The 19,328-nt window shown below is 66.4% G+C and carries 16 protein-coding genes; 15 read left to right on the forward strand and 1 reads right to left on the reverse strand.

Translation table 11 applies throughout. The annotated features are described in order from the left end of the window. Positions 1–39: 39 nt before the first annotated feature. The 14 genes from FQU96_RS19515 to guaA all read left to right on the forward strand — a co-directional run bounded on the left by FQU96_RS19515 (position 40) and on the right by guaA (position 16,679). On the forward strand, positions 40–546 hold the full coding sequence (locus tag FQU96_RS19515) for a DUF1993 family protein (protein ID WP_146542990.1): 507 nt from the start codon (positions 40–42) through the stop codon (positions 544–546). Between the two features lie 20 nt (positions 547–566). Then, positions 567–1,394: a class I SAM-dependent methyltransferase gene (locus FQU96_RS19520; RefSeq protein WP_146542991.1), complete on the forward strand. Its 828-nt coding sequence runs from the start codon at positions 567–569 to the stop codon at positions 1,392–1,394. A gap of 203 nt (positions 1,395–1,597) precedes the next feature. Further along, positions 1,598–2,920 carry a Rieske 2Fe-2S domain-containing protein gene (locus FQU96_RS19525; protein WP_146542992.1) on the forward strand — a complete coding sequence of 441 codons (1,323 nt, stop codon included), beginning with the start codon at positions 1,598–1,600 and terminating at the stop codon, positions 2,918–2,920. A gap of 82 nt (positions 2,921–3,002) precedes the next feature. Further along, positions 3,003–4,769 (forward strand): iron ABC transporter permease, encoded by a 1,767-nt coding sequence (locus FQU96_RS19530; RefSeq protein ID WP_255468410.1) that lies wholly within the window; start codon positions 3,003–3,005, stop codon positions 4,767–4,769. Positions 4,770–4,899: 130 nt separating this feature from the next. Beyond that, positions 4,900–5,910: an ABC transporter substrate-binding protein gene (locus tag FQU96_RS19535; protein WP_178130590.1), complete on the forward strand. Its 1,011-nt coding sequence runs from the start codon at positions 4,900–4,902 to the stop codon at positions 5,908–5,910. 16 nt (positions 5,911–5,926) lie between these two features. Beyond that, positions 5,927–6,940, forward strand: a complete 1,014-nt coding sequence (locus tag FQU96_RS19540; protein ID WP_146542994.1) for an ABC transporter substrate-binding protein — start codon at positions 5,927–5,929, stop codon at positions 6,938–6,940. 11 nt (positions 6,941–6,951) lie between these two features. After that, positions 6,952–8,052, forward strand: a complete 1,101-nt coding sequence (locus tag FQU96_RS19545; protein WP_146542995.1) for an ABC transporter ATP-binding protein — start codon at positions 6,952–6,954, stop codon at positions 8,050–8,052. A gap of 135 nt (positions 8,053–8,187) precedes the next feature. Next, positions 8,188–8,511 (forward strand): 2Fe-2S iron-sulfur cluster-binding protein, encoded by a 324-nt coding sequence (locus FQU96_RS19550; protein WP_146542996.1) that lies wholly within the window; start codon positions 8,188–8,190, stop codon positions 8,509–8,511. Further along, positions 8,511–9,758 (forward strand): NAD(P)/FAD-dependent oxidoreductase, encoded by a 1,248-nt coding sequence (locus FQU96_RS19555; RefSeq protein WP_146542997.1) that lies wholly within the window; start codon positions 8,511–8,513, stop codon positions 9,756–9,758. The genes FQU96_RS19550 and FQU96_RS19555 overlap by 1 nt, the downstream gene beginning before the upstream one ends. Positions 9,759–9,817: 59 nt before the next feature. Continuing rightward, the gene (locus FQU96_RS19560; RefSeq protein ID WP_146542998.1) at positions 9,818–10,618 is read left to right on the forward strand and encodes an IclR family transcriptional regulator C-terminal domain-containing protein; all 801 of its coding nucleotides are present in this window, start codon (positions 9,818–9,820) and stop codon (positions 10,616–10,618) included. Between the two features lie 974 nt (positions 10,619–11,592). Further along, positions 11,593–13,050, forward strand: a complete 1,458-nt coding sequence (gene guaB, locus FQU96_RS19565) for an IMP dehydrogenase (RefSeq protein WP_146542999.1) — start codon at positions 11,593–11,595, stop codon at positions 13,048–13,050. A 53-nt stretch (positions 13,051–13,103) separates the two neighbouring features. Beyond that, positions 13,104–14,426, forward strand: coding sequence for an RsmB/NOP family class I SAM-dependent RNA methyltransferase (locus tag FQU96_RS19570; RefSeq protein WP_146543000.1), 1,323 nt, complete (start codon positions 13,104–13,106; stop codon positions 14,424–14,426). 2 nt (positions 14,427–14,428) lie between these two features. After that, positions 14,429–14,968, forward strand: a complete 540-nt coding sequence (locus tag FQU96_RS19575; RefSeq protein ID WP_146543001.1) for a GNAT family N-acetyltransferase — start codon at positions 14,429–14,431, stop codon at positions 14,966–14,968. A 160-nt stretch (positions 14,969–15,128) separates the two neighbouring features. Continuing rightward, a complete protein-coding gene (guaA, locus tag FQU96_RS19580) occupies positions 15,129–16,679 on the forward strand; it encodes a glutamine-hydrolyzing GMP synthase (RefSeq protein WP_146543002.1) in 1,551 nt (516 codons plus the stop codon). 84 nt (positions 16,680–16,763) lie between these two features. On the opposite strand, the gene FQU96_RS19585 is transcribed toward guaA, so the two are convergent. Further along, on the reverse strand, positions 16,764–17,513 hold the full coding sequence (locus FQU96_RS19585; protein ID WP_146543003.1) for a helix-turn-helix transcriptional regulator: 750 nt from the start codon (positions 17,511–17,513) through the stop codon (positions 16,764–16,766). A 106-nt stretch (positions 17,514–17,619) separates the two neighbouring features. Between FQU96_RS19585 and FQU96_RS19590 the strand changes: the two genes are divergently transcribed. After that, positions 17,620–19,050 (forward strand): MFS transporter, encoded by a 1,431-nt coding sequence (locus tag FQU96_RS19590; protein WP_146543004.1) that lies wholly within the window; start codon positions 17,620–17,622, stop codon positions 19,048–19,050. The last annotated feature ends 278 nt before the right edge of the window (positions 19,051–19,328 follow it).

Raw genomic sequence — 19,328 nt, forward strand, 5'->3', positions numbered from 1 at the left:
GCGGCGGCATGCCGCGCGATAGCCAAACGAGGAAACGTCATGACGATTTCGATGTATTCGGCCAGCGTGCCGGTGTTCCAGCGCCAGCTCGGCGCCTTGGGCAAGGTGATCGACAAGGCCGCGGCCTACGCCGCGGCGAAGAAGATCCAGGATGCTGCGCTGCTGCAGACCCGGCTTTTCCCCGACATGCTGCCGTTGGTGCGCCAGGTGCAGATCGCGGCCGATTTCGCCAAGAGCACGCCGGGGCGCCTGACGGGCAGCGAGTTCCCCAAATACGACGACGGCGAGACCACGCTGGCTGAATTGAAGGCGCGCATCGATAAGACGCTGGCCTACGTCGCGACCTACACGCCGGCCCAGTTCGAAGGCAGCGAAGGACGCGAGATCACCATACCGATTCCCAACAATCCGCTGACGTTCAAGGGCGAGGTCTTCCTCCTGCACTTCGCCATGCCCAATTTTTATTTCCACGTCACCACGGCCTACGACATCCTGCGCCACTGCGGCGTGGAGATCGGCAAGCGCGACTTCATCGGCGGTTTGTGATCGGGCCGGGTGGCAATCGCATGGCCGACGCGCACGTCGTTACCTTCTACGATCGCCACCCGATCAGCGCCCAGCAGATCCTCGACAAGCTGCGCGATGCGGGCCAGCCGATCGACGGTCTGACGGCGGCCGACCTGTGGCCGCATGATCAGGATCACTACGGTGGTCTCGATGCCAATGACGCGCTGGCGGCGCGCGCCGGCATTGGCGCCGACACACGCGTGCTGGATCTGTGCGCCGGGTTGTGCGGCCCGGCGCGGCATAACGTAGCCGTGCGCGGCTGCACTGTCGTGGCGCTGGAACTGAACGCGCACCGCGCCGCCGGTGCCAGCGGGCTCAACGAACTCGTGGAGCTCGACGATCGCATTGCCGTGGTGCAGGGCGACGCCACCATGCCGCCGTTCGGCGACAGCGTGTTCGACGTCGCGTGGAGCCAGGAAGCGTTCCTGCATATCGCCGACAAGCCGCCTCTCCTGGCGGGTGCCCGGCGGGTACTCAAGCCGGGTGGCCGGCTGGCATTCACCGACTGGGTCGCGGGGCTGGCGCTGACGGCAGCGGACCGCCGCATGATGGACGAGGGTATCGCCGCCAAGGCGATCCATAGCCCCGGCGAGTACGAGCAGCTTCTGCAGGACGCCGGCTTCGCCAGCATCAGCCGCGATGATCTGTCGGCGGCGTGGCGGCCCATTCTCGAGGCGCGCCTGCAGACGTACCGGCATCTGCGCGAGGATGCACAGCGCGCCACCGGTGGCGATCCGCACGCCGACTATGTGCGCTTCTATGAGCGCTTCGTTGCGCTGGTCGCCAGCGGCGCCTTGGGCGGCGCACGCTTCGTCGCGATCGCCTGATCGTCCCCGGCTGAACCACGGAACACGATCACTCCTGGGAGGGAGGGCGGGACGCCCGCGCTCCCAGGGGCTCGCTTTGCTCGCGATCACAGTGTGCGTTCGCGTGCTGGAGCCCAGCAATGCGTGGGCGTCATTTGCTCGTTGTGCGCCGTTTTGATAAAATCGAACAAATGTCCGATCAACGGACGAAATCGGAGGAAACCATGCTATCTGCGCGTGATAACGATGCGCTGACGCGCGTTGGCCCCGGTACGCCGATGGGCGAGTTGATGCGGCAATATTGGATTCCGGCCTGCCTGTCCTCGGAACTCGAGCCCGATGGCGAGCCGATGCGCCTGCTGCTGCTGGGCGAGCAGTTGATTGCGTTTCGTGACAGCGCCGGTCGCATCGGCATCATGGAGCACCGCTGCCCGCATCGCTGCGCCTCGCTCTTCTTCGGACGCAATGAACAGAACGGCCTGCGCTGTGTTTACCACGGCTGGAAGTTCGACGTGGAGGGCAATTGCCTCGAGATGCCCAACGTGCCGGCGTCGCAGGACTTCAAGAGCAAGGTCAAGACCAAGGCCTACAAGGTCGTCGAACGCGCCGGCCTGGTGTGGACCTACATGGGACCGCGCGCCGAGGCGCCGCCACTACCCGAGATCGAAGCGCTGATGTTGCCGGAAGACGAGCGCAGCCTGCGCGTCCACCAGCGCGAGTGCAACTGGCTGCAGTCGCTGGAAGGCGACATCGATACCTCGCATTTCGGCTTCCTGCATATCGGCAGCGTCGATGCCGACGATGTCGATCCCGCCACCATGCACCGCTGGAGCATTGTCGATCGGGCGCCGGACTATCATACGCGCGAGACCGAGTGGGGAACGATGTACACGGCCTATCGCGAAGCCGAACCGGGCACGTACTACTACCGGTTCGCGCACTTCCTGCTGCCGTTCTTCACCCACACGCCCAACGGCTCGTTCCACGATCAGATCCAGTGCACCATCAACGTGCCGATGGATGACACGCACACCATGACCTACAACGTCGGCTGGACCAAGCGCACGCCGCCGTTGCAGACGCTGAAGACGGGCGAGCCGATTCCCGGTCTGCCGCCCGACATGACGTACCTGCCGCGCACCAACGACTGGTATGGCCGCTGGCGCCTCGCTGCCAACCGCGACAACGACTATTTCATCGATCGCGAGATGCAGCGCCGGTCGAACTACTCGGGCATCCAGGGCATCGGCCGGCAGGATCAGGCCATGATCGAGTGCATGGGCGAGATCGTCGACCGCTCGCTGGAGCACCTGGCGCCGAGCGATCGCATGATCATGGTGACACGCCGGCGGCTGTTGAATGCAGCCCGCGACCTGCAGAACGACAAGAAAGTGCCAGCCACCGTCGATGGCGCGCACATCTATCGCGGGGCACGCGGCGGGGCGTTCCTTGCGCCGATGGACCTCGACTGGGGCGAGGCCTACACCCGCAACCTGCGGAACGCCTTCAGCCCGCTGGGCATGCTGATGGCACAAGCGGCGGAGTAATAACCGACAGCCCCGGATCATCGACGCGCTCGGCTAAAGCACGCCCGCGGATCGCACAATCGGGCGGCATCAGGGAGGGAGCATGGAGTCGGCTGCACTGCAGCGGCGCTCCGATGTGGCCGTCGACGCGGGTGGTCTGCCGCGCCGGCTGGCCGTGGCTTTCGCTGGCCTGTTTCGCGGCGGGTGCCCGCTGGGCATGGTTTTGCTCATCGCCGCGCTCGGCTTCCTGTCGCTCTATCCGATGGGGATGCTGCTCTACGGCAGCCTGCACTCGGCGCCGCCGGGTCTGGCGGGCGAGTACAATCTCGATGGATACGCGGCGCTCGCGACCACCGAGAACCTGATCGTGCTGGCCAACACGGTCGGCATCTCGTTCGTCAAGACGGCACTGTCGCTGGCGCTCGCGATCCTGCTGGCCTGGATCGTGGCGCGGACCGACACGCCCGCCCGCGGCACCTTGGAGGTGCTGATCACGTTGCCGTTCTTCATCCCGCCGATCCTGACCGCCACCGCCTGGGGCATGCTGGGCAATGCCCAGGTCGGCACGATCAATCTGGTCTGGCGCTGGCTGACCGGAGTCGAGTGGCCGATCATCGACGTGTTTTCCTACGGCGGCGTCATCTGGCACATGATGCAGTATTCGACGCCGTTCATCTTCCTGTTCGTGGTCGATGCGTTCCGTGCCATGGATCCGGCGCTCGAGGAGTCGAGCCGCATGTCGCGCGCGACCCGTGGTCAGACGTTCTGGCGCATCACCTTCGCGCTGATGCTGCCGGTCACCACCAGCGCTTTCATCCTGAGCTTCATCCGCGGCATCGAGGCGTTCGAATCGCCGGTCTTTTTCGGCACGCCCGTCGGCATCGAGGTGCTGACCACCAAGATTTACGCCCTGATCAACCACCAGTCGCAGCCGCAGTACCAGTCGGCGACGGCGATGGGTTTCGCCGTGATGGTCCTGATGTTCCTGCTCGTCGCCTGGCAGTGGCGCATGCTGGGCGGCCGCAGCTTCACGACCGTCACGGGCAAAGGCTACGCGCCCAACGTGACGCAGCTCGGCTGGAAGCGGTGGATCACGTTCGCGATCTGCATCGCCTTCTTCGTCGCCACCGTCGCGTTGCCGGTCGGCCAATTGCTGCTGAGCTCGTTCTTCCAGTTCTTCGGTTTCTACCAGCTCGACATGCTGACGCTGGAGCACTACCGCGGCGTCTGGAACAACCGCGATTTCTGGGCCGCGTTCGCCAACACGATGCTACTGGGCGTATGCGGCGCCACCGCGACCATGGCGCTGGGCGCCATCGTTGCCTATGTCACCACGCGCACGCGCTGGCACGGCCGTCGCCTGATCGACGTCCTGGCCTGGCTGCCCTGGATGATGCCCGGCATGGTGCTGGGCATCGGGTTCCTGTGGGGCTTCGCCATGCTGCCGGGCGGCATTCCCATCTATGGCACGCTGTGGGCGCTGCTGCTGGCCTATATCGCGCTCGGCACGCCGGTCGCCGTGCGGGTCACGTCGAGCGCCTATGCGCAGATTTCCAACGACATCGAGGAATGCTCGCGGGTCCACGGTGCCAGCTGGTGGCAGACGCTGTGGCGCATCCTGGTCGCGCTGGCGTGGCCTGCCTTCGCGGTCGGCTGGGTGCTGACGTTTTTCGGGATCATGCGCGAGCTCAGTGCATCGATCCTGCTCTACGCGCCCGGTTCGGAAGTGCTGTCCGTGGTGATGCTGAAGATGTGGACCGGCGGCAAACCCGAGGAGGTGAGCGTCATCGGGTTGTTCATGCTGGTCCTGGTGCTGCTGTTCCGCTGGGTGCAGCTGCGCCTGATCAAGAAACGGATCAGCACGCTGTGAGCGTCTCTGCCTGGGAGCGCGGGCGTCCCGCCCGCTCATGTCGGTGTTGCATGAGCGAGAGCAGGCTTTCGCCGAAGAGGCGGGCGAGACGTCCGCGCTCCCAGGAAGCAACAAGATGGGGAGGGTGGCGATGCTGAGGAGAGTGCTGGTCGCGGTCGCGATGGTCATGGCCATGGCTGCGCCGGCAGCGGGGCAGACCGATGCCGAATGGCAGAAGGTCATCGCGGCCGCCAGGAAGGAAGGCAGGCTGGTTCTCTATACGGCGTCGATCGGCTCGCCCTTCTACAAGGAAGTCGCGCGTACGTTCGAAGCCAAATACGGCATCCGTGTCGAGGCGCTGGAGGCGCGCGCCAGCGAAATCCGCGAGCGCGTGCGCATCGAGCAGGCGGCCGGCCGGTTCATCGCCGACGTGCATCATAATGGCGCTACGACCACCTGGCTGATGCAGCAGGAGGGCGCCCTGCAGCCCCATGGGGGCGTGCCCAATGCCCGCAACGTGATGCCGCCCTACGAAGCCGATGATGTCCGCCTGCCATCCGATGTGACCAGCTTCGTGATCCTGATCAACCGCACCATGGTCAAGGAAGCCGACGAACCCAAAAGCTGGAAGGATATGCTCGATCCGAAATGGACCGGCAAGATCCTGGCCGACGACATGCGGGCGCTGGGCGGCGGAGCCGTGTTCTTCGCCGTGACGCATGATCTGTTCGGCAAGGCCTTCCACGAGAAATTGGCGGCGCAGAAGCTGGTGTTCTCGCGCGATCTGCGCAACAACGAACGCCGCACCGCCCGCGGCGAATATCCGCTCTATTTCCCGTTCGTGCTGGCCTACTACACGCAGATCAAGAACCTGCCGGTGAAGGTCGTCATCCCGGACGAGGGGCGGCTCTACGTTCGTTTCGACCTCGCCATGCTCAAGAACGCACCGCACCCCAACGCGGCGCGGCTGTTCATGCACCATTTCCTCGAGGTCGAGTCGCAGCTTGTCTACGCCAATGCCGGCTACAGCCCCGTCGTCAAAGGCGTGCTCGAGCGCAGCAGCCCCGACATGCGCCCGTTTCTCGCCACCAAGGCGATGGGCACCACGGTGCCGGAGCGTCAGACCGAGATGCTCGAACTGGCCAAGCAACTCTACAAGTAGCGATGCGGAGGCGATGATGCTGAGGTTGCTGGTCACGATCGTTGCCGCCCTCGCGCTTGCAGGGCCTGCGCCCGTCGCGGCGCAGACCGATGCCGAATGGCAGAAAGTCATCGAAGCCGCCAAGAAGGAGGGCAAGCTCGCGCTCTATACAGCCGCGATCGGCGCGACCTTTCACAAGGACGTCGTGCGTTCGTTCGAAGCGAAATACGGCATCCGCGTCGAGGCGTTCGAGGCCCGTGCCAGCGAGGTGCGCGAGCGGATCCGCATCGAGCAGGCGGCGGGGCGCTTCCTGGGCGACGTCCACCACAACGGCGCCACCACCACCTGGCTCATGCTGCAGGACGGCGCCCTGCAGCCGCACGGCGGTATTCCCAACATCCGCAACCTGATGCCGCTGTACCAGGCCGACGCCCATCGCGTGCCGTCCGATGTCACCAGCTACGCGCTTCTGGTCAATCGCACCATGGTGAAGGAGGCCGACGAACCCCGCAGCTGGCAGGATCTGCTCGATCCCAAATGGAGCGGCAAGATGCTGGCCGACGACATGCGGGCACTGGGCGGCGGTGCCGTGTTCTTCTTCGTCACGCACGATCTGTTCGGCAAGGCGTACCACGAGAAGCTGGCGGCGCAGAAGCTGGTGTTCTCGCGCGACCTTCGCAACAACGAGCGTCGCACGGCGCGTGGTGAATATCCGATCTACTTTCCGTTCTCGCTGGCGTTCTACACGCAGATCAAGAGCCTGCCGGTGAAGCTGGTTGTACCTGTCGAAGGGCGCCCGTTTGTTCGGTTCGAACTGTCGGTGTTGAAGAACGCGCCGCACCCCAACGCGGCGCGGTTGTTCATCAACCATTTCCTCGAGATCGAGTCCCAGCTGATCTATGCCAACGCCGGCAGCAGTCCGGTGGTCAAGGGTGTGATCGAGCGCGCCAGCCCGGACATGCGCCCGTTCCTTGCCACCAAGGCGATGGGCACCACGACGCCGGAGCGGCAGAACGAGATGCTGGATCTCGCCAAGCAATACTACAAGTAGCGGAGCGGGCCATGCCGAGCGTCACCCTGGAAGAGATCGGCCGTCACTTCGGCGACGTCAAGGCGGTCGACCGGGTGAACCTGTCGGTCGCGCATGGCGAGTTCGTCACCTTGCTGGGGCCGTCCGGCTGCGGCAAGACGACGACCTTGCGCATGGTGGCCGGCCTGGAGCGCAACGATACCGGCCGCGTCAGCATCGGTGGCCGCGTCGTGAGCGACGCGCGCGTGGGCCTGTTCGTGCCGCCCGACCTGCGCCAGCTCGGCATGGTCTTCCAGTCCTACGCGATCTGGCCGCACATGACCGTCTTCGACAATGTCGCCTACCCGTTGCGCGTGCGCCGGGCGACCAAGGCGGAGATCCGGGACAAGGTGACGGCGGCACTGCGGCTGGTGGAGATGGAACGATTCGCCGACCGGCCGGCGCCGGCGCTGTCCGGCGGCCAGCAGCAGCGCGTGGCGATTGCCCGGGCGCTGGTGTTCGAGCCCGAGGTCCTGCTGTTGGACGAGCCGCTGTCCAATCTCGATGCCCGCCTGCGGGCGCAGATGGGTGATGAGTTCCGCGCCCTGCAGCGCCGCTTGAAGATCACCACCCTTTACGTGACGCATGACCAGGAGGAGGCCATGGCGCTCTCCGACCGGATCGTCGTGATGCAGCAGGGGCGGATCCTGCAGATCGGCGCGCCCGAGACGGTCTATCACCGGCCGGCCAGTCGTGCGGTGGCGGCGTTCTTCGGCACGCCCAACATGATCGCGGCCAAAGTGGCCGCGTGCCAGCCGACGGATGACGGCGACTATATGCTGGCCGTCGAGGGTGCGGCCTGGCAGGGCCGTTGCCGGGCCGCCGAGCGCTTCGGGCGTGACGAGGCCGTGCTTGTGGTGGTGCGGCCGGAGAACGTGATCCTGGCGGCGCCCGACACGCCGGCACGCGACGGCCACATCGCCTGGTCGGGCCATATTGTCGATGGCATCTTTCGCGGTCCGCATCGTTCGATCGCGGCGGAAGCGGGTGGTATGCGCTTCCATATCGAGGCACCCGCCACACGGCCGGTCAGCATCGGCGAGGCGGTCACCCTGTCCGTTGCGACCGACAACGTCTGGGCCGTGCGTGCATGATACCGCGGGCGCGCGGGCGCGACACCCGTGCTGCCGGGAAATGAGAAATCGCCGCGAAAAGGAGACTCCATTTCCAGGTCATCTCTCGCTACGCTCGGCACGATTTGTGTCGCTTGCAACAGGATCAGTAGAACGATGCCGCGTATCGTCTTCATCCAACCCGACGGCCAGCAGGTCGAGGTTACCGCTTCGGTCGGCACCAGCGTCATGCAGGCCGCCGTCCATAACAATGTGCGCGGCATCGATGCCGATTGCGGCGGGTGCTGTTCGTGCGCCACGTGCCACATCTATGTCGAGGACGCTTTCGTGGCACGCCTGCCGGCGCCCGACGGCATGGAAGACGAGATGCTGACCGGCACAGCGGCCGAGCGTTTGCCGACCAGCCGGTTGGGCTGCCAGATCAGCATTACCGATGACATGGACGGCCTGACCGTCCGCGTGCCTGACCGCCAGGTCTGATGGATCAGGATCTGGTCATCGTCGGCGGATCCTACGCCGCGGCGCAGGTGGCCGCCTCGGCGCGGTCGGCGGGCTTTGCCGCCCCGATCCGTATGATCAGTGCCGAGCTGGACTTGCCTTATCAGCGCCCGCCGCTGTCCAAGGGATTCCTGCTCGGCAAGGTCGACGCCAAGGCGCTGCCCATTCGTCATGAAGCGTTCTATCGCGACAACGGTATCGACATGATCCTGGGTACGGCGGTGGCGTCGATCGACCGCGCCGGTCGATCGGTGACGACGGCGGCCGGCAACCGGATCGGCTATGGCCAGCTGGTGCTGGCCGTCGGCGCACGGCCGCGCCTGCCGCCCGTTCCCGGCATCGACCTGGATGGCGTGCTGGTGCTGCGCACGCTGGCCGATGCCGTGCATCTGCGTGACCGCCTGCCGGCGGTGACGACCGCGGTCGTGATCGGTGGCGGCTTTATCGGCCTGGAAGTCGCGTCCGTGCTGGCGATGCTGGGCAAGACCGTCACCGTCCTGGAGGCGGAGGATCGCCTGTTGGGCCGCGGTGCCGGTGCGTCGCTGGCGGATTATGTCATGGCCGTGCATCGCGCCCGTGGCGTCGACATCCGGCTGCGGACCATGGCGAGCCGGCTCGAGGGGGAGGGTGGCCGTGTGCGGTCGGTCGTCACCAGCGACGGCAGCACCATCCCGGCCGACCTGGTGGTTGTCGGAATCGGCGTGGTACCGCAGACCGCGCTGGCCGAGGCGTCGGGCCTTGCCTGCAGCGGCGGCATCGATGTCGACCGGTTCGCGCGCACCGCCGATCCGACGGTCTTCGCGATCGGCGACTGCAGCTGGCATCCCGGTGCCTTCGCCCGGCGGTCGCTGAGGCTGGAATCGGTTCAGCATGCGCAGGACCAGGCCAAGGCGGCCGGCGCCACCATCGCCGGCCGGCCGACGCCGTATGACGCCGTGCCCTGGTTCTGGTCCGACCAGTACGATGTGAAGTTGCAGATGGTCGGACTGATTCACGGGGCCACCCACCATGCGGTACGTGGTGCCGCAGCGGGTGGGCGGTTCTCCGTCTTCTACTGGCACGATGATCGCCTGGTGGCGATCGAGTCGGTGAACCGGCCGGCCGAACACATGATGGGGCGGCGCCTGCTGGCGAGCGGCACCACCGTATCGCCGGCCGAAGCCGCCGACGAGGGCTTCGATCTTGCCGCCCGGATCGCACCCAAATCAGGCGCGCCACCGCCGGCGTGAAGGTGGTTGGCTTTCCATCGCGGCCATCTATACTTAGATACCAAAGGGAGATCGAGTGGATGGCGCGACTGAGAGCGGCGGACGCCGAGAGGCGGGCAGCGAGTGGTTACGGGCCGGACTTTCTCGAGGCGCTGGCGCGGGGATTGCGGGTCATCGGCGCCTTCGGACGTGAACGCAGCCACATGACCCTGAGCGACGTCGCGCGGGCGACCGACCTGCCCAAGCCCAGTGTACGCCGCGCTCTCTACACGCTCTCCTGCCTGGGCCTGGTGGCCAGCGACGGGCGCGCCTTCCATTTGACGCCGCGGGTGATGTCGTTGGCCTCGGCCTATCTCGGGTCGAACAAGATCTCGACCATCGTGCAGCCCGCCTGCGAGCGGGTCAGCGACCAGATCGAGCAGGCCTGCTTTGCCGCCGTGCTGGACGGCTACGACATCGTGATGATCGCCCACTCCTTCCATGGCGATCCCGTCGTTCTGGCGCCGACCATCGGCCTGCGGCGGCCGGCATTCTGCACCGCCGCCGGTCGTGCCATCCTGAGCGGGATGTCCGACGAGGCGCTCGATTCCTGGCTCGACAAGCTCGAGCCCAAGGCGCTGACCGCCTACACCATGACCGACAAGCTGGAGTTGCGTCAGGAGGTCATGCGGGTTCGTGAGCAGGGCTACTGCGTCACCGAACAGGAGATGCGTCGGGGGTATCGCGCCGTCGCCGTGCCGCTGAAGCGCTATGACGGCAAGACGGTCGCTACCCTGTGCGTCGCGGCCTGGATCGAGGACGCCTCGGTCGGCTTCGTCACCGAGAAGTACGTCACCGCCCTGCGGGCGGAGACCGAAGCGCTTCAGGGACAACTGGTCTGATCCCCCCCAGCTTCGCTCTGTCGGATTCACACATCTTGAACGTCGATGGGCGGAAGGGGGATATCCGAAACAGAGCCCGCCTCTCTTCAGCACCATCGAAGCGGCTGCAACATCCCCCTTCCGGCGCTGCGCGCCACCTTCGCTGTACGGGAAAGGTTGCGGAAATTGCCGAAACCCGTGGCCGCGACAGCGGTGACAGAAACGACAGAATCGCTCCATGACAGTGATTCCAAGGCGTGAGCGGGTTTTCCTGACCTGACAGAAAAGCGACAGAAAGCGACAGAAAATTCCCGGCGTTCTGCCGCGCCGGCGGCCGTGCACGACGCAGAAGAGGTTGCGGAAATTGCCGAAACCCGTGCGTCGAAACCGGAAGGACGGGGAACCGACTCTGGCTCATCGAACGCTCCTGCCACGACAAAGGCCTGCCGGATCAGGGATACGGCAGCGGATCATCCTGTGTGCCTGTAACGGCGGCGACCGAAACGCCCGTGCAGCCCGGCGGCGGCTTGCCCCATGACGCGGGGCCCACGAAACGCCCGATGTCTCCGGCGGCGAGTACGCGAACCTGTGGCCACTTACAGTGCAGGGTGCGGCGCCGACAAGAGTCCAAAGATCGACATCGACAATAAATCTTCGGGATGTCTCGCGCGGATCGTCGATCCCGTTCCACGCCGGCACACCCGGCCGCGGATCCCCGGCGCAGCGCGCCGCCTGTCCAGCCCGCGTTTGCGTTCCCGATAACGAGCACGATGTGTGAATACGGGAGCCAGCTTTGCTGGGGAGGAAGTTTGTTGCGGCGGGATGGCTGGCGGCGCAACAAAGCGCTGGGGCCAAGGGGTTCCTGCCATGCCATGCGACGCATAGCCTCTATATCTTGTCGCCGCTTGGCATCAGGGCCGCGATGTGTATGATGACGCGCCATCCAAAGGAAGCCCGGGATGGCGCCAGCCGCCATCCGTGATGCGGAGGTGGCCATGTTCCAAGAAGCACTGACCTTTGACGACGTGCTTCTGAAGCCCGCCGCCTCATCGGTTCTCCCCGGACAAGTCGATACGCGCTCGCGGCTCACGCGCACCATAGACCTTCGCATCCCCCTGATGTCGGCGGCCATGGACACTGTCACCGAAGCGCCCATGGCGATCGCCATGGCGCAGGCCGGCGGCATTGGCGTGATCCACAAGAATCTCGACGCGTCCGCGCAGGCCGATGAGGTGCGCAAGGTCAAGAAGTTCGAGAGCGGCATGGTGGTCAACCCGTTGACCGTCGCGCCCGAGGCGCCGTTGGCCGACGCGCTGAAGCTGATGGCCGATCACCAGATTTCCGGCATTCCCGTCGTCGAGCGGGGCAGCGGCAAGCTGGTCGGCATCCTCACCAACCGCGACGTGCGCTTTGCCACCGACGTGATGGCGCCGGTCCACACCCTGATGACCCAAAAAGTCGTGACGGTGCGCGAGGGCGTCGGCCCGGACGAAGCCAAGCGCCTGCTGCACCAGCATCGCATCGAAAAGCTGATCGTCGTTGACGACGCGCACAAGTGCATCGGCCTGATCACGGTCAAGGATATCGAGAAGGCCAACAAGTTCCCCGGCGCCAGCAAGGACGAGAAGGGCCGGCTGCGGGTCGCGGCCGCCACCGGCGTCGGCGACGACGGCTATCGCCGCGCCGAGGCGCTGCTGGCGGCCGATGTCGACGTGATCGTGGTCGACACCGCCCATGGCCACTCCCGTGGCGTGCTCGACTCGGTGAGCCGCATCAAGAAGCTCAGCAACTACGCCCAGGTCATCGCCGGCAACATCGCCACGGGCGAGGGCGCCAAGGCGCTGATCGACGCCGGCGCCGACGCGGTGAAGATCGGCATCGGTCCCGGCTCCATCTGCACCACGCGCGTGGTGGCCGGTGTTGGCATGCCGCAGCTGACCGCCATCCTCGAGGCCGCCGCGGCGTGCCACGCGGCCGGCGTGCCGGCGATCGCCGACGGCGGCATCAAGTACTCCGGCGATCTCGCCAAGGCGATCGCCGCCGGTGCCGATTGCGCCATGATCGGCTCGCTGCTGGCCGGCACCGACGAGGCGCCGGGCGAGGTGCTGCTCTACCAGGGCCGCTCTTACAAATCCTACCGCGGCATGGGCTCGATCGGCGCCATGGCGCGCGGTTCGGCCGACCGCTATTTCCAGCAGGAAGTGGCGAGTTCCCTGAAGCTGGTGCCCGAGGGCATCGAGGGCCGCGTGCCCTACAAGGGACCGGTGGGCAACATCCTGCACCAGCTGGTGGGTGGCCTGCGCGCCGCGATGGGCTATACCGGCAACGGCACGCTGGCCGAGATGCAGAAGGGCTGTACCTTCGTGCGCATCAGTGGTGCGGGCCTGCGCGAGAGCCACGTGCACGATGTCGAGATCATGCGTGAAGCGCCAAACTACAGGCAGAACGGCTAGGACAAGGTGATAACGGCTCAACCGGACCGCGCGCCTTCGGGCGCGCTCGTGACATGACCCCCGGCGCACGACTCGCGACCGCCATCGAGATCCTGGGTGAAGTGCTGGCGCACGCGAACCGACCGGCCGATGCGGTGGTCGGCGACTATCTGCGGCAGCGCAAGTTCATCGGCGGCGGCGATCGGCGCGCGATCACCGAGCGCGTCTACGGCGTGCTGCGCCGCCGCGCCCAGATCGAATGGTGGCTCGACCATGCCCGCCACAGCGGCGAGGTCTCGCCCCGCATGCGGGTGTTCGCCGACGGCGTGCTGACCGACGGGCTGATCGTCGATCGCATGGAAAAGACCATCGATGCCGGCCGTTACCGGCCGGCGTCGCTGACCGAGGCCGAGCGCGCCACCTTGCGGCGGCTGGAAGGCCATACGCTTGACCATCCCGACCAGTCGCGGGCGACCCGGCTGAACATCCCGGCCTGGGTCGAGCCGCATCTCGATACCGCCTTCGGCACTGCGTTCGAGCCCGAGGTGGCGGCGCTGGCCGAGCCGGCGCCGGTCGACCTGCGCGTCAATCCGCTGAAAGGCGAACGCGCGGCGGCGCGCGTGGCACTGGCCGAGGACGGCATCGAGGTCCATAACACCAAGCTGTCGCCGCTGGGCCTGCGGCTGAAGGCGCGGGCGTCGGTCGTGTCGACGCAGGCCTTCCGCGACGGCCTGGTCGAGGTGCAAGACGAGGGCTCGCAGCTGGTCGGCCTGTTGGTGGGCGCACGGCCGGGCATGCAGGTGGTCGATTTCTGCGCCGGCGCCGGCGGCAAGACGCTCGCCATTGCCGCCAGCATGGAAAACAAGGGCCGCATCGTGGCCTGTGACGTGTCGGCGTTCCGCCTGGAGCGCTCGGCCCAGCGGCTGCGCCGGGCCGGCGTGCATAACGTCGAGCGTCGGACGCTGGACGCCGAGGGCCGCAAGTGGCTGAAGCGCCATGCCGGCAAGTTCGACCGCGTGCTGGTCGATGCGCCGTGCACCGGCATCGGCACCTGGCGCCGCAATCCCGACGCGCGCTGGACGCTCTCGCCGGATGACATCGCCGAGTTGCCGCCCAAGCAGGCCGAGATCCTGGCGACGGCGTCCAGGCTGGTAAAGCCAGGTGGGCGCCTGGTCTACGCCACGTGCTCGCTGCTGCCGGTGGAGAACGAGGAACGCGTGGCCGCCTTCCTGGCCGAGAACGCCGATTTCGCCGCCGTGCCGATCGCCGATGCGTGGCAGGAGACGATCGGCACGCCGTTCCCCGCCGACGCAGCATCGGGCACCAGCCTGCGGCTGAGCCCGGCGCGCCACCGCACGGACGGCTTCTTTGTCGCCGTGCTCGAACGCCAGGCCTGACCATGCGCATCCGCCCGGCCCGCCTCGATGATGCCGCGGTGCTGGCGCGCATCTACGTCGCCGCCTGGCGCGATACCTACGCCGGCATCCTGCCCGATGCCTTGCTGGTGAGCATGTCCGACGTCCGCCATGCCGCGGCCTGGCAGCAGGAGCTGTCGACGCGCGACAGCCACAGCGACACCCTGGTGGCCGAGGACGACGACGGCGTGCTGGGCCTGCTCACGCTCGGGCCGGCCCGGCGCGTGTCGCGCGCGCAGCTCGAAGGCGGCGAGATCTATCGCCTCTATGTCGCACCCGATCGGCAGGGCGAGGGTGCCGGCAAGGCCCTGCTGATGGCGGGCTTCGATTGGTTGATCTCGCGCGATGTCGATGCCGTGATCATCTGGGTGCTGGCCGACAACCCGTCGCGGTTCTTCTACGAGGCGATGGGCGGCACCCGGCTGGGCGAGAAGACCGACTCCGTGGGCGGCACCAAGGTCCGCGAGGTCGCCTACGGCTGGACCGACCTCGTGGCCGCGCTCGACCGGCTGGCGGCGCGATGATGCCGCTGATGATTTCCTCCCCACGAAGTGGGGAGGTGCCCCGAAGGGGCGGAGGGGAGCCGACGTGGTCTCAGTTTTATAGACCACGAGCGGTCCCCATCCGGCCTTCGGCCACCTTCCCCACTTCGCGGGGAAGGAGAAGAACAAGGAGCCCCTCTCGATGACCGACCGCATCCTGATCGTTGATTTCGGTTCGCAGGTGACCCAGCTCATCGCGCGCCGGGTGCGCGAGGCGGGCGTCTACTGCGAGATCCATCCCTTCAACGCGCTCGACGACGCCAAGCTCAAGGCCTTCGACCCCAAGGGCATCATTCTGTCGGGCGGGCCGGCCTCGGTCACCGAGATCGGCACGCCGCGGGTGCCGCAGATCGCCTTCACCCAGGACGTGCCGGTGCTGGGCATCTGTTACGGCGAGCAGGCGATGGCGGCACAGCTGGGCGGTGCCGTGGAAAGCGGCCACCACCGCGAATTCGGCCGGGCCGAGATCGAGGTCAAGGAGCCCAGCGCGCTGTTCGACGGCGTGTGGAAGCCGGGTGATCGCAAGCCGGTGTGGATGAGCCACGGCGATCGCGTCACCAAGCTGCCGCCGGGCTTCAGGGTGGTGGCGACCAGCGAGAACGCGCCGTTCGCCGCCGTCGCCGACGAGGCGCGCCGGTTCTATGGCGTGCAGTTCCACCCCGAGGTGATGCACACGCCCGACGGCGCCAAGCTGCTGCGCAACTTCGCGCTCAACATCGCCGGCTGCTCCGGCGACTGGACGATGGGTGCCTTCAAGCAGCGCGCCATCGCCGAGATCCGCCGACAGGTGGGCAAGGGGCGCGTGATCTGCGGCCTGTCGGGCGGCGTCGATTCATCGGTGGTCGCCGTGCTGCTGCATGAGGCGATCGGCGATCAGCTGCAGTGCGTGTTCGTCGACCATGGGCTGTTGCGGCTGGGCGAGGCCGAGCAGGTGGTGCGGATGTTCCGCGACCACTACAACATCCCGCTGATCCATCGCGACGCCTCGGACCTGTTCCTCAAGGAGCTGGCCGGCGTCATCGACCCCGAGCAGAAGCGCAAGACCATCGGCCGCCTGTTCATCGACGTCTTCGAGGAAGAGGCCAAGAAGGTCGGCGATGCCGCGTTCCTCGCCCAGGGCACGCTCTACCCCGACGTGATCGAATCGGTGTCCTTCACCGGCGGGCCGTCGGTCACCATCAAGAGTCACCACAATGTCGGCGGCCTGCCGGCACGCATGAGCCTGAAGCTGGTCGAGCCGCTGCGCGAGCTGTTCAAGGACGAGGTGCGCGTGCTCGGCCGCGAACTCGGCATGCCGGCCGACATGGTGAACCGCCACCCGTTCCCCGGCCCGGGCCTGGCGATCCGCATCCCTGGCGACATCACCCGGGAGAAGCTCGACCTCTTGCGCCAGATCGACGCCGTCTATCTCGACGAGATCCGCAAATCAGGCCTGTACGACGAGGTCTGGCAGGCCTTCGCCGTGCTGCTGCCGGTGCGCACCGTAGGCGTGATGGGCGATGGCCGCACCTACGACCAGGCCTGCGCCCTGCGCGCCGTGACCTCGACCGACGGCATGACGGCGGATTACTACCCATTCCCGCACGAGTTCCTGGGCCGGGTGGCGACGCGCATCATCAACGAGGTGCGCGGCATCAACCGGGTGACGTACGACATTACGTCCAAGCCGCCGGGTACGATCGAGTGGGAGTAAGGGGAGTACCGTGGGTTGTCAGCCAGCCGGATCGTCAACCGACACTATACGCGGCGGCCGGAACCTTCGGACATCTTCGCGATCTCAGACAAGCAACGAGTTCGACACGGCGCGTGATGCAACCTGTCCTTCGCGTCCGTCCGTCGGGAATGCGCCCTCGATGCCGAACGTTGTGGCGAGTCCTGTAACACCAACAGGAGTCACGACGAGTGCGCGGCTATCCCGGATATGCTCGACCCAATCGTGCTCGAGAGCGTGACGAAAAATAGCAGCGCCGATCGCCCCGGCCAGATGCGGCCGGCGCTCGCTCCAATCGAGACAGGGGCGACAGAACACTCGGCGCTTGGAGGTGAGGCGAAGATCGACGCCGGACTCATCGAAAAATGACCGACCGGTATCGGTTAGTTGTCCCCCATCCTCATCGAGCAGAATAAACGACTGTTCGACCAGGCGTTCGGTGATCGCGACGGCGATGCGGCCGGCCATGTGATCATAGCACGTGCGCGCGTGTCGGAGTGTTTCTCCGCCGCGCCAGAGATTGCGCTGCCGGGCGGGGCCTTCCTGAGCCACGACCATGAGACCTTCCAGCATGCGCGCGACGAGCGGAGAGGCCAGGCGGAAATATCGTCGTCGGCCGTGCTTTTCGAGTGTGAACAGTCCAGCGTCGCTGAGTTTCGCGAGATGGCCACTCGCTGTCTGCGGCGCCACGCCAGACACATAGGCGAGCTCCGAGGCGGTCAATGTTCGGCCATCCATCAGCGCGCTAAGCATGTTGGCACGCGCCGGATCGCCGACGAGTGCCGCGACCTGAGCGATTTTGGGTCCCGTGTCCATGTCGTTCTCCTACGCCGGCGAGGACGCAGCGCCAAGGACAAGTACTTCGGCCAAGACCGTAGCGGTTCCGCGAGACTGGTGCGATCACGGGACATAAGTATGATCAATGCAAACAACTTCGCCCAACACGAGGCGGCCGGAACAGGCCCCGTCCGACAACACGTCACCGCGTTCGCACCGCGCGAGGACGCTGGCGCTTGCGGCCATGAGCCTCGGCCTTGGCGTGGTGCAGCTCGACATTACCATCGTCAATACCGCTCTGAGCAGCATTGGCACCTCGCTCGGCGGTAGCGTCGCCGAGCTGCAGTGGATGGTGACCGCCTATACCATCACGTTCGCCGCGTTCATTTTGACCGCCGGCGCGCTCGGTGACCGCCTCGGCGCCAAACGGATTTTCATAGCGGGCTTTGCAATCTTCACGTTGGCTTCGCTCGCCTGTGTGCTGGCGCCGTCGGCGATGTTCCTGATCGCCGCGCGCGCTGTGCAGGGTCTGGGCGCGGCTATCCTGGTGCCGAATTCGCTCACGCTGCTCAATCACGCCTATGCCGATCCGAAGGCGCGCAGCCGCGCGGTCGGCATCTGGGCCGCAGGCGCCGCCGTCGCGCTGACCGCGGGGCCGTTCGTCGGCGGCGTGCTGATCGCGCTGGTCAGCTGGCGCTCGATCTTTCTGGTCAACCTGCCGATCGGCGCTGCCGGCCTCTGGCTCGCCTGGCGTTATGCTGGGGAGACGCCGCGGCTCGCGCAGCGCGAGATCGATCTGCCGGGCCAGCTCGCGGCGATCACGGCGCTCGGCGCGCTGGCCGGTGCCCTGATCGAGGGCGGCGCGCTCGGTTGGAGCCATCCGCTCGTCATCGGGGGCTTCGCGGCAGCAGCCGTGGCCGGACTCCTGTTCGTGTGGCGCGAGGCCCGCGCGCCGCAACCGATGCTACCGCTCTCGCTGTTTGGCCATCGTCTGTTCGCGCTGAGCGCGCTGGTCGGGTTTCTCTTCAACATCGCCTTCTACGGCCTGATCTTCGTGCTCAGTCTCTACTTCCAGGAGGTGAACGCCTGGTCGCCGTTCGCTACGGGTCTTGCCTTCGTACCCATGATGGCGATGGTGCTGCCCGCCAACCTCGTCACCGCATCGGTCAGCGAGCGCCTCGGCGCCCCACAAACCATCACGCTGGCTTCGGTGATCACCGCCGCGGGCTGCGTTGCGCTGCTGCCCATGACGCCGGGCATGAGTTACTGGGCGATCGGCGCGCAGCTCGTCGTCCTCGGGGGCGGGCTCGGCCTGCTCGTGCCGTCTTTGACCTCAACACTGCTCGGTAGTGTCGAGAAGTCGCGATCCGGCATCGCCGCGGGCGTGCTGAACGTGATGCGGCAAACAGGCAGCGTGGTTGGGGTTGCCCTGTTCGGCTCGTTGGTCGGAAGAGACAACGCGTTCATCGCGGGAGCACATGCTTCGCTCGTGATATCGGCCGCTGTGCTGCTCGCAGGTGCGGTCGCGATCTGGCATGGCCGAGGAGGGACGATGAAGGGGAGGCGCAGGCCCTAAAATTCCCGCGAGGCGTCGCGCGTCAAGCAGTGTCTTGAGCCGGAATGACCAATTCGGCTGCCGTGGTTTCCGCGCGCGGGGACGAATCGGAGAGTCGGTTCTTCGGCGTGAAGAGAAAAGTTTCACGCTTGGGATTCAACGCGTTATCATCGCTCCGAACAATCGAGTGGGAATGATCTGAGCGAACAGCCCGGTGCGAATACGTCCGGCATTTCCAGAGTCTGATCGACGTCACGGCTGAGAAGCTTCAGCGCCGCGCATCACCCGTTGGCGGCGCA

It is taken from the genome of Reyranella sp. CPCC 100927, from assembly GCF_007859315.1.
In the GTDB taxonomy this organism is placed as follows: Bacteria; Pseudomonadota; Alphaproteobacteria; order Reyranellales; family Reyranellaceae; genus Vineibacter.

Bases quoted from the DNA above. Each gene is read 5' to 3' on its own strand.
- FQU96_RS19550 (WP_146542996.1), top strand. From the start codon at position 8,188: ATGCCGCGTATCGTCTTCATCCAACCCGACGGCCAGCAGGTCGAGGTT.
- FQU96_RS19590 (WP_146543004.1), top strand. From the start codon at position 17,620: ATGCAAACAACTTCGCCCAACACGAGGCGGCCGGAACAGGCCCCGTCC.
- FQU96_RS19545 (WP_146542995.1), top strand. From the start codon at position 6,952: ATGCCGAGCGTCACCCTGGAAGAGATCGGCCGTCACTTCGGCGACGTC.
- FQU96_RS19520 (WP_146542991.1), top strand. From the start codon at position 567: ATGGCCGACGCGCACGTCGTTACCTTCTACGATCGCCACCCGATCAGC.
- FQU96_RS19535 (WP_178130590.1), top strand. From the start codon at position 4,900: ATGCTGAGGAGAGTGCTGGTCGCGGTCGCGATGGTCATGGCCATGGCT.
- FQU96_RS19525 (WP_146542992.1), top strand. From the start codon at position 1,598: ATGCTATCTGCGCGTGATAACGATGCGCTGACGCGCGTTGGCCCCGGT.
- FQU96_RS19575 (WP_146543001.1), top strand. From the start codon at position 14,429: ATGCGCATCCGCCCGGCCCGCCTCGATGATGCCGCGGTGCTGGCGCGC.
- FQU96_RS19555 (WP_146542997.1), top strand. From the start codon at position 8,511: ATGGATCAGGATCTGGTCATCGTCGGCGGATCCTACGCCGCGGCGCAG.
- FQU96_RS19585 (WP_146543003.1), bottom strand. From the start codon at position 17,513: ATGGACACGGGACCCAAAATCGCTCAGGTCGCGGCACTCGTCGGCGAT.
- guaA (WP_146543002.1), top strand. From the start codon at position 15,129: ATGACCGACCGCATCCTGATCGTTGATTTCGGTTCGCAGGTGACCCAG.
- FQU96_RS19515 (WP_146542990.1), top strand. From the start codon at position 40: ATGACGATTTCGATGTATTCGGCCAGCGTGCCGGTGTTCCAGCGCCAG.
- FQU96_RS19540 (WP_146542994.1), top strand. From the start codon at position 5,927: ATGCTGAGGTTGCTGGTCACGATCGTTGCCGCCCTCGCGCTTGCAGGG.
- FQU96_RS19530 (WP_255468410.1), top strand. From the start codon at position 3,003: ATGGAGTCGGCTGCACTGCAGCGGCGCTCCGATGTGGCCGTCGACGCG.
- guaB (WP_146542999.1), top strand. From the start codon at position 11,593: ATGTTCCAAGAAGCACTGACCTTTGACGACGTGCTTCTGAAGCCCGCC.
- FQU96_RS19560 (WP_146542998.1), top strand. From the start codon at position 9,818: ATGGCGCGACTGAGAGCGGCGGACGCCGAGAGGCGGGCAGCGAGTGGT.
- FQU96_RS19570 (WP_146543000.1), top strand. From the start codon at position 13,104: ATGACCCCCGGCGCACGACTCGCGACCGCCATCGAGATCCTGGGTGAA.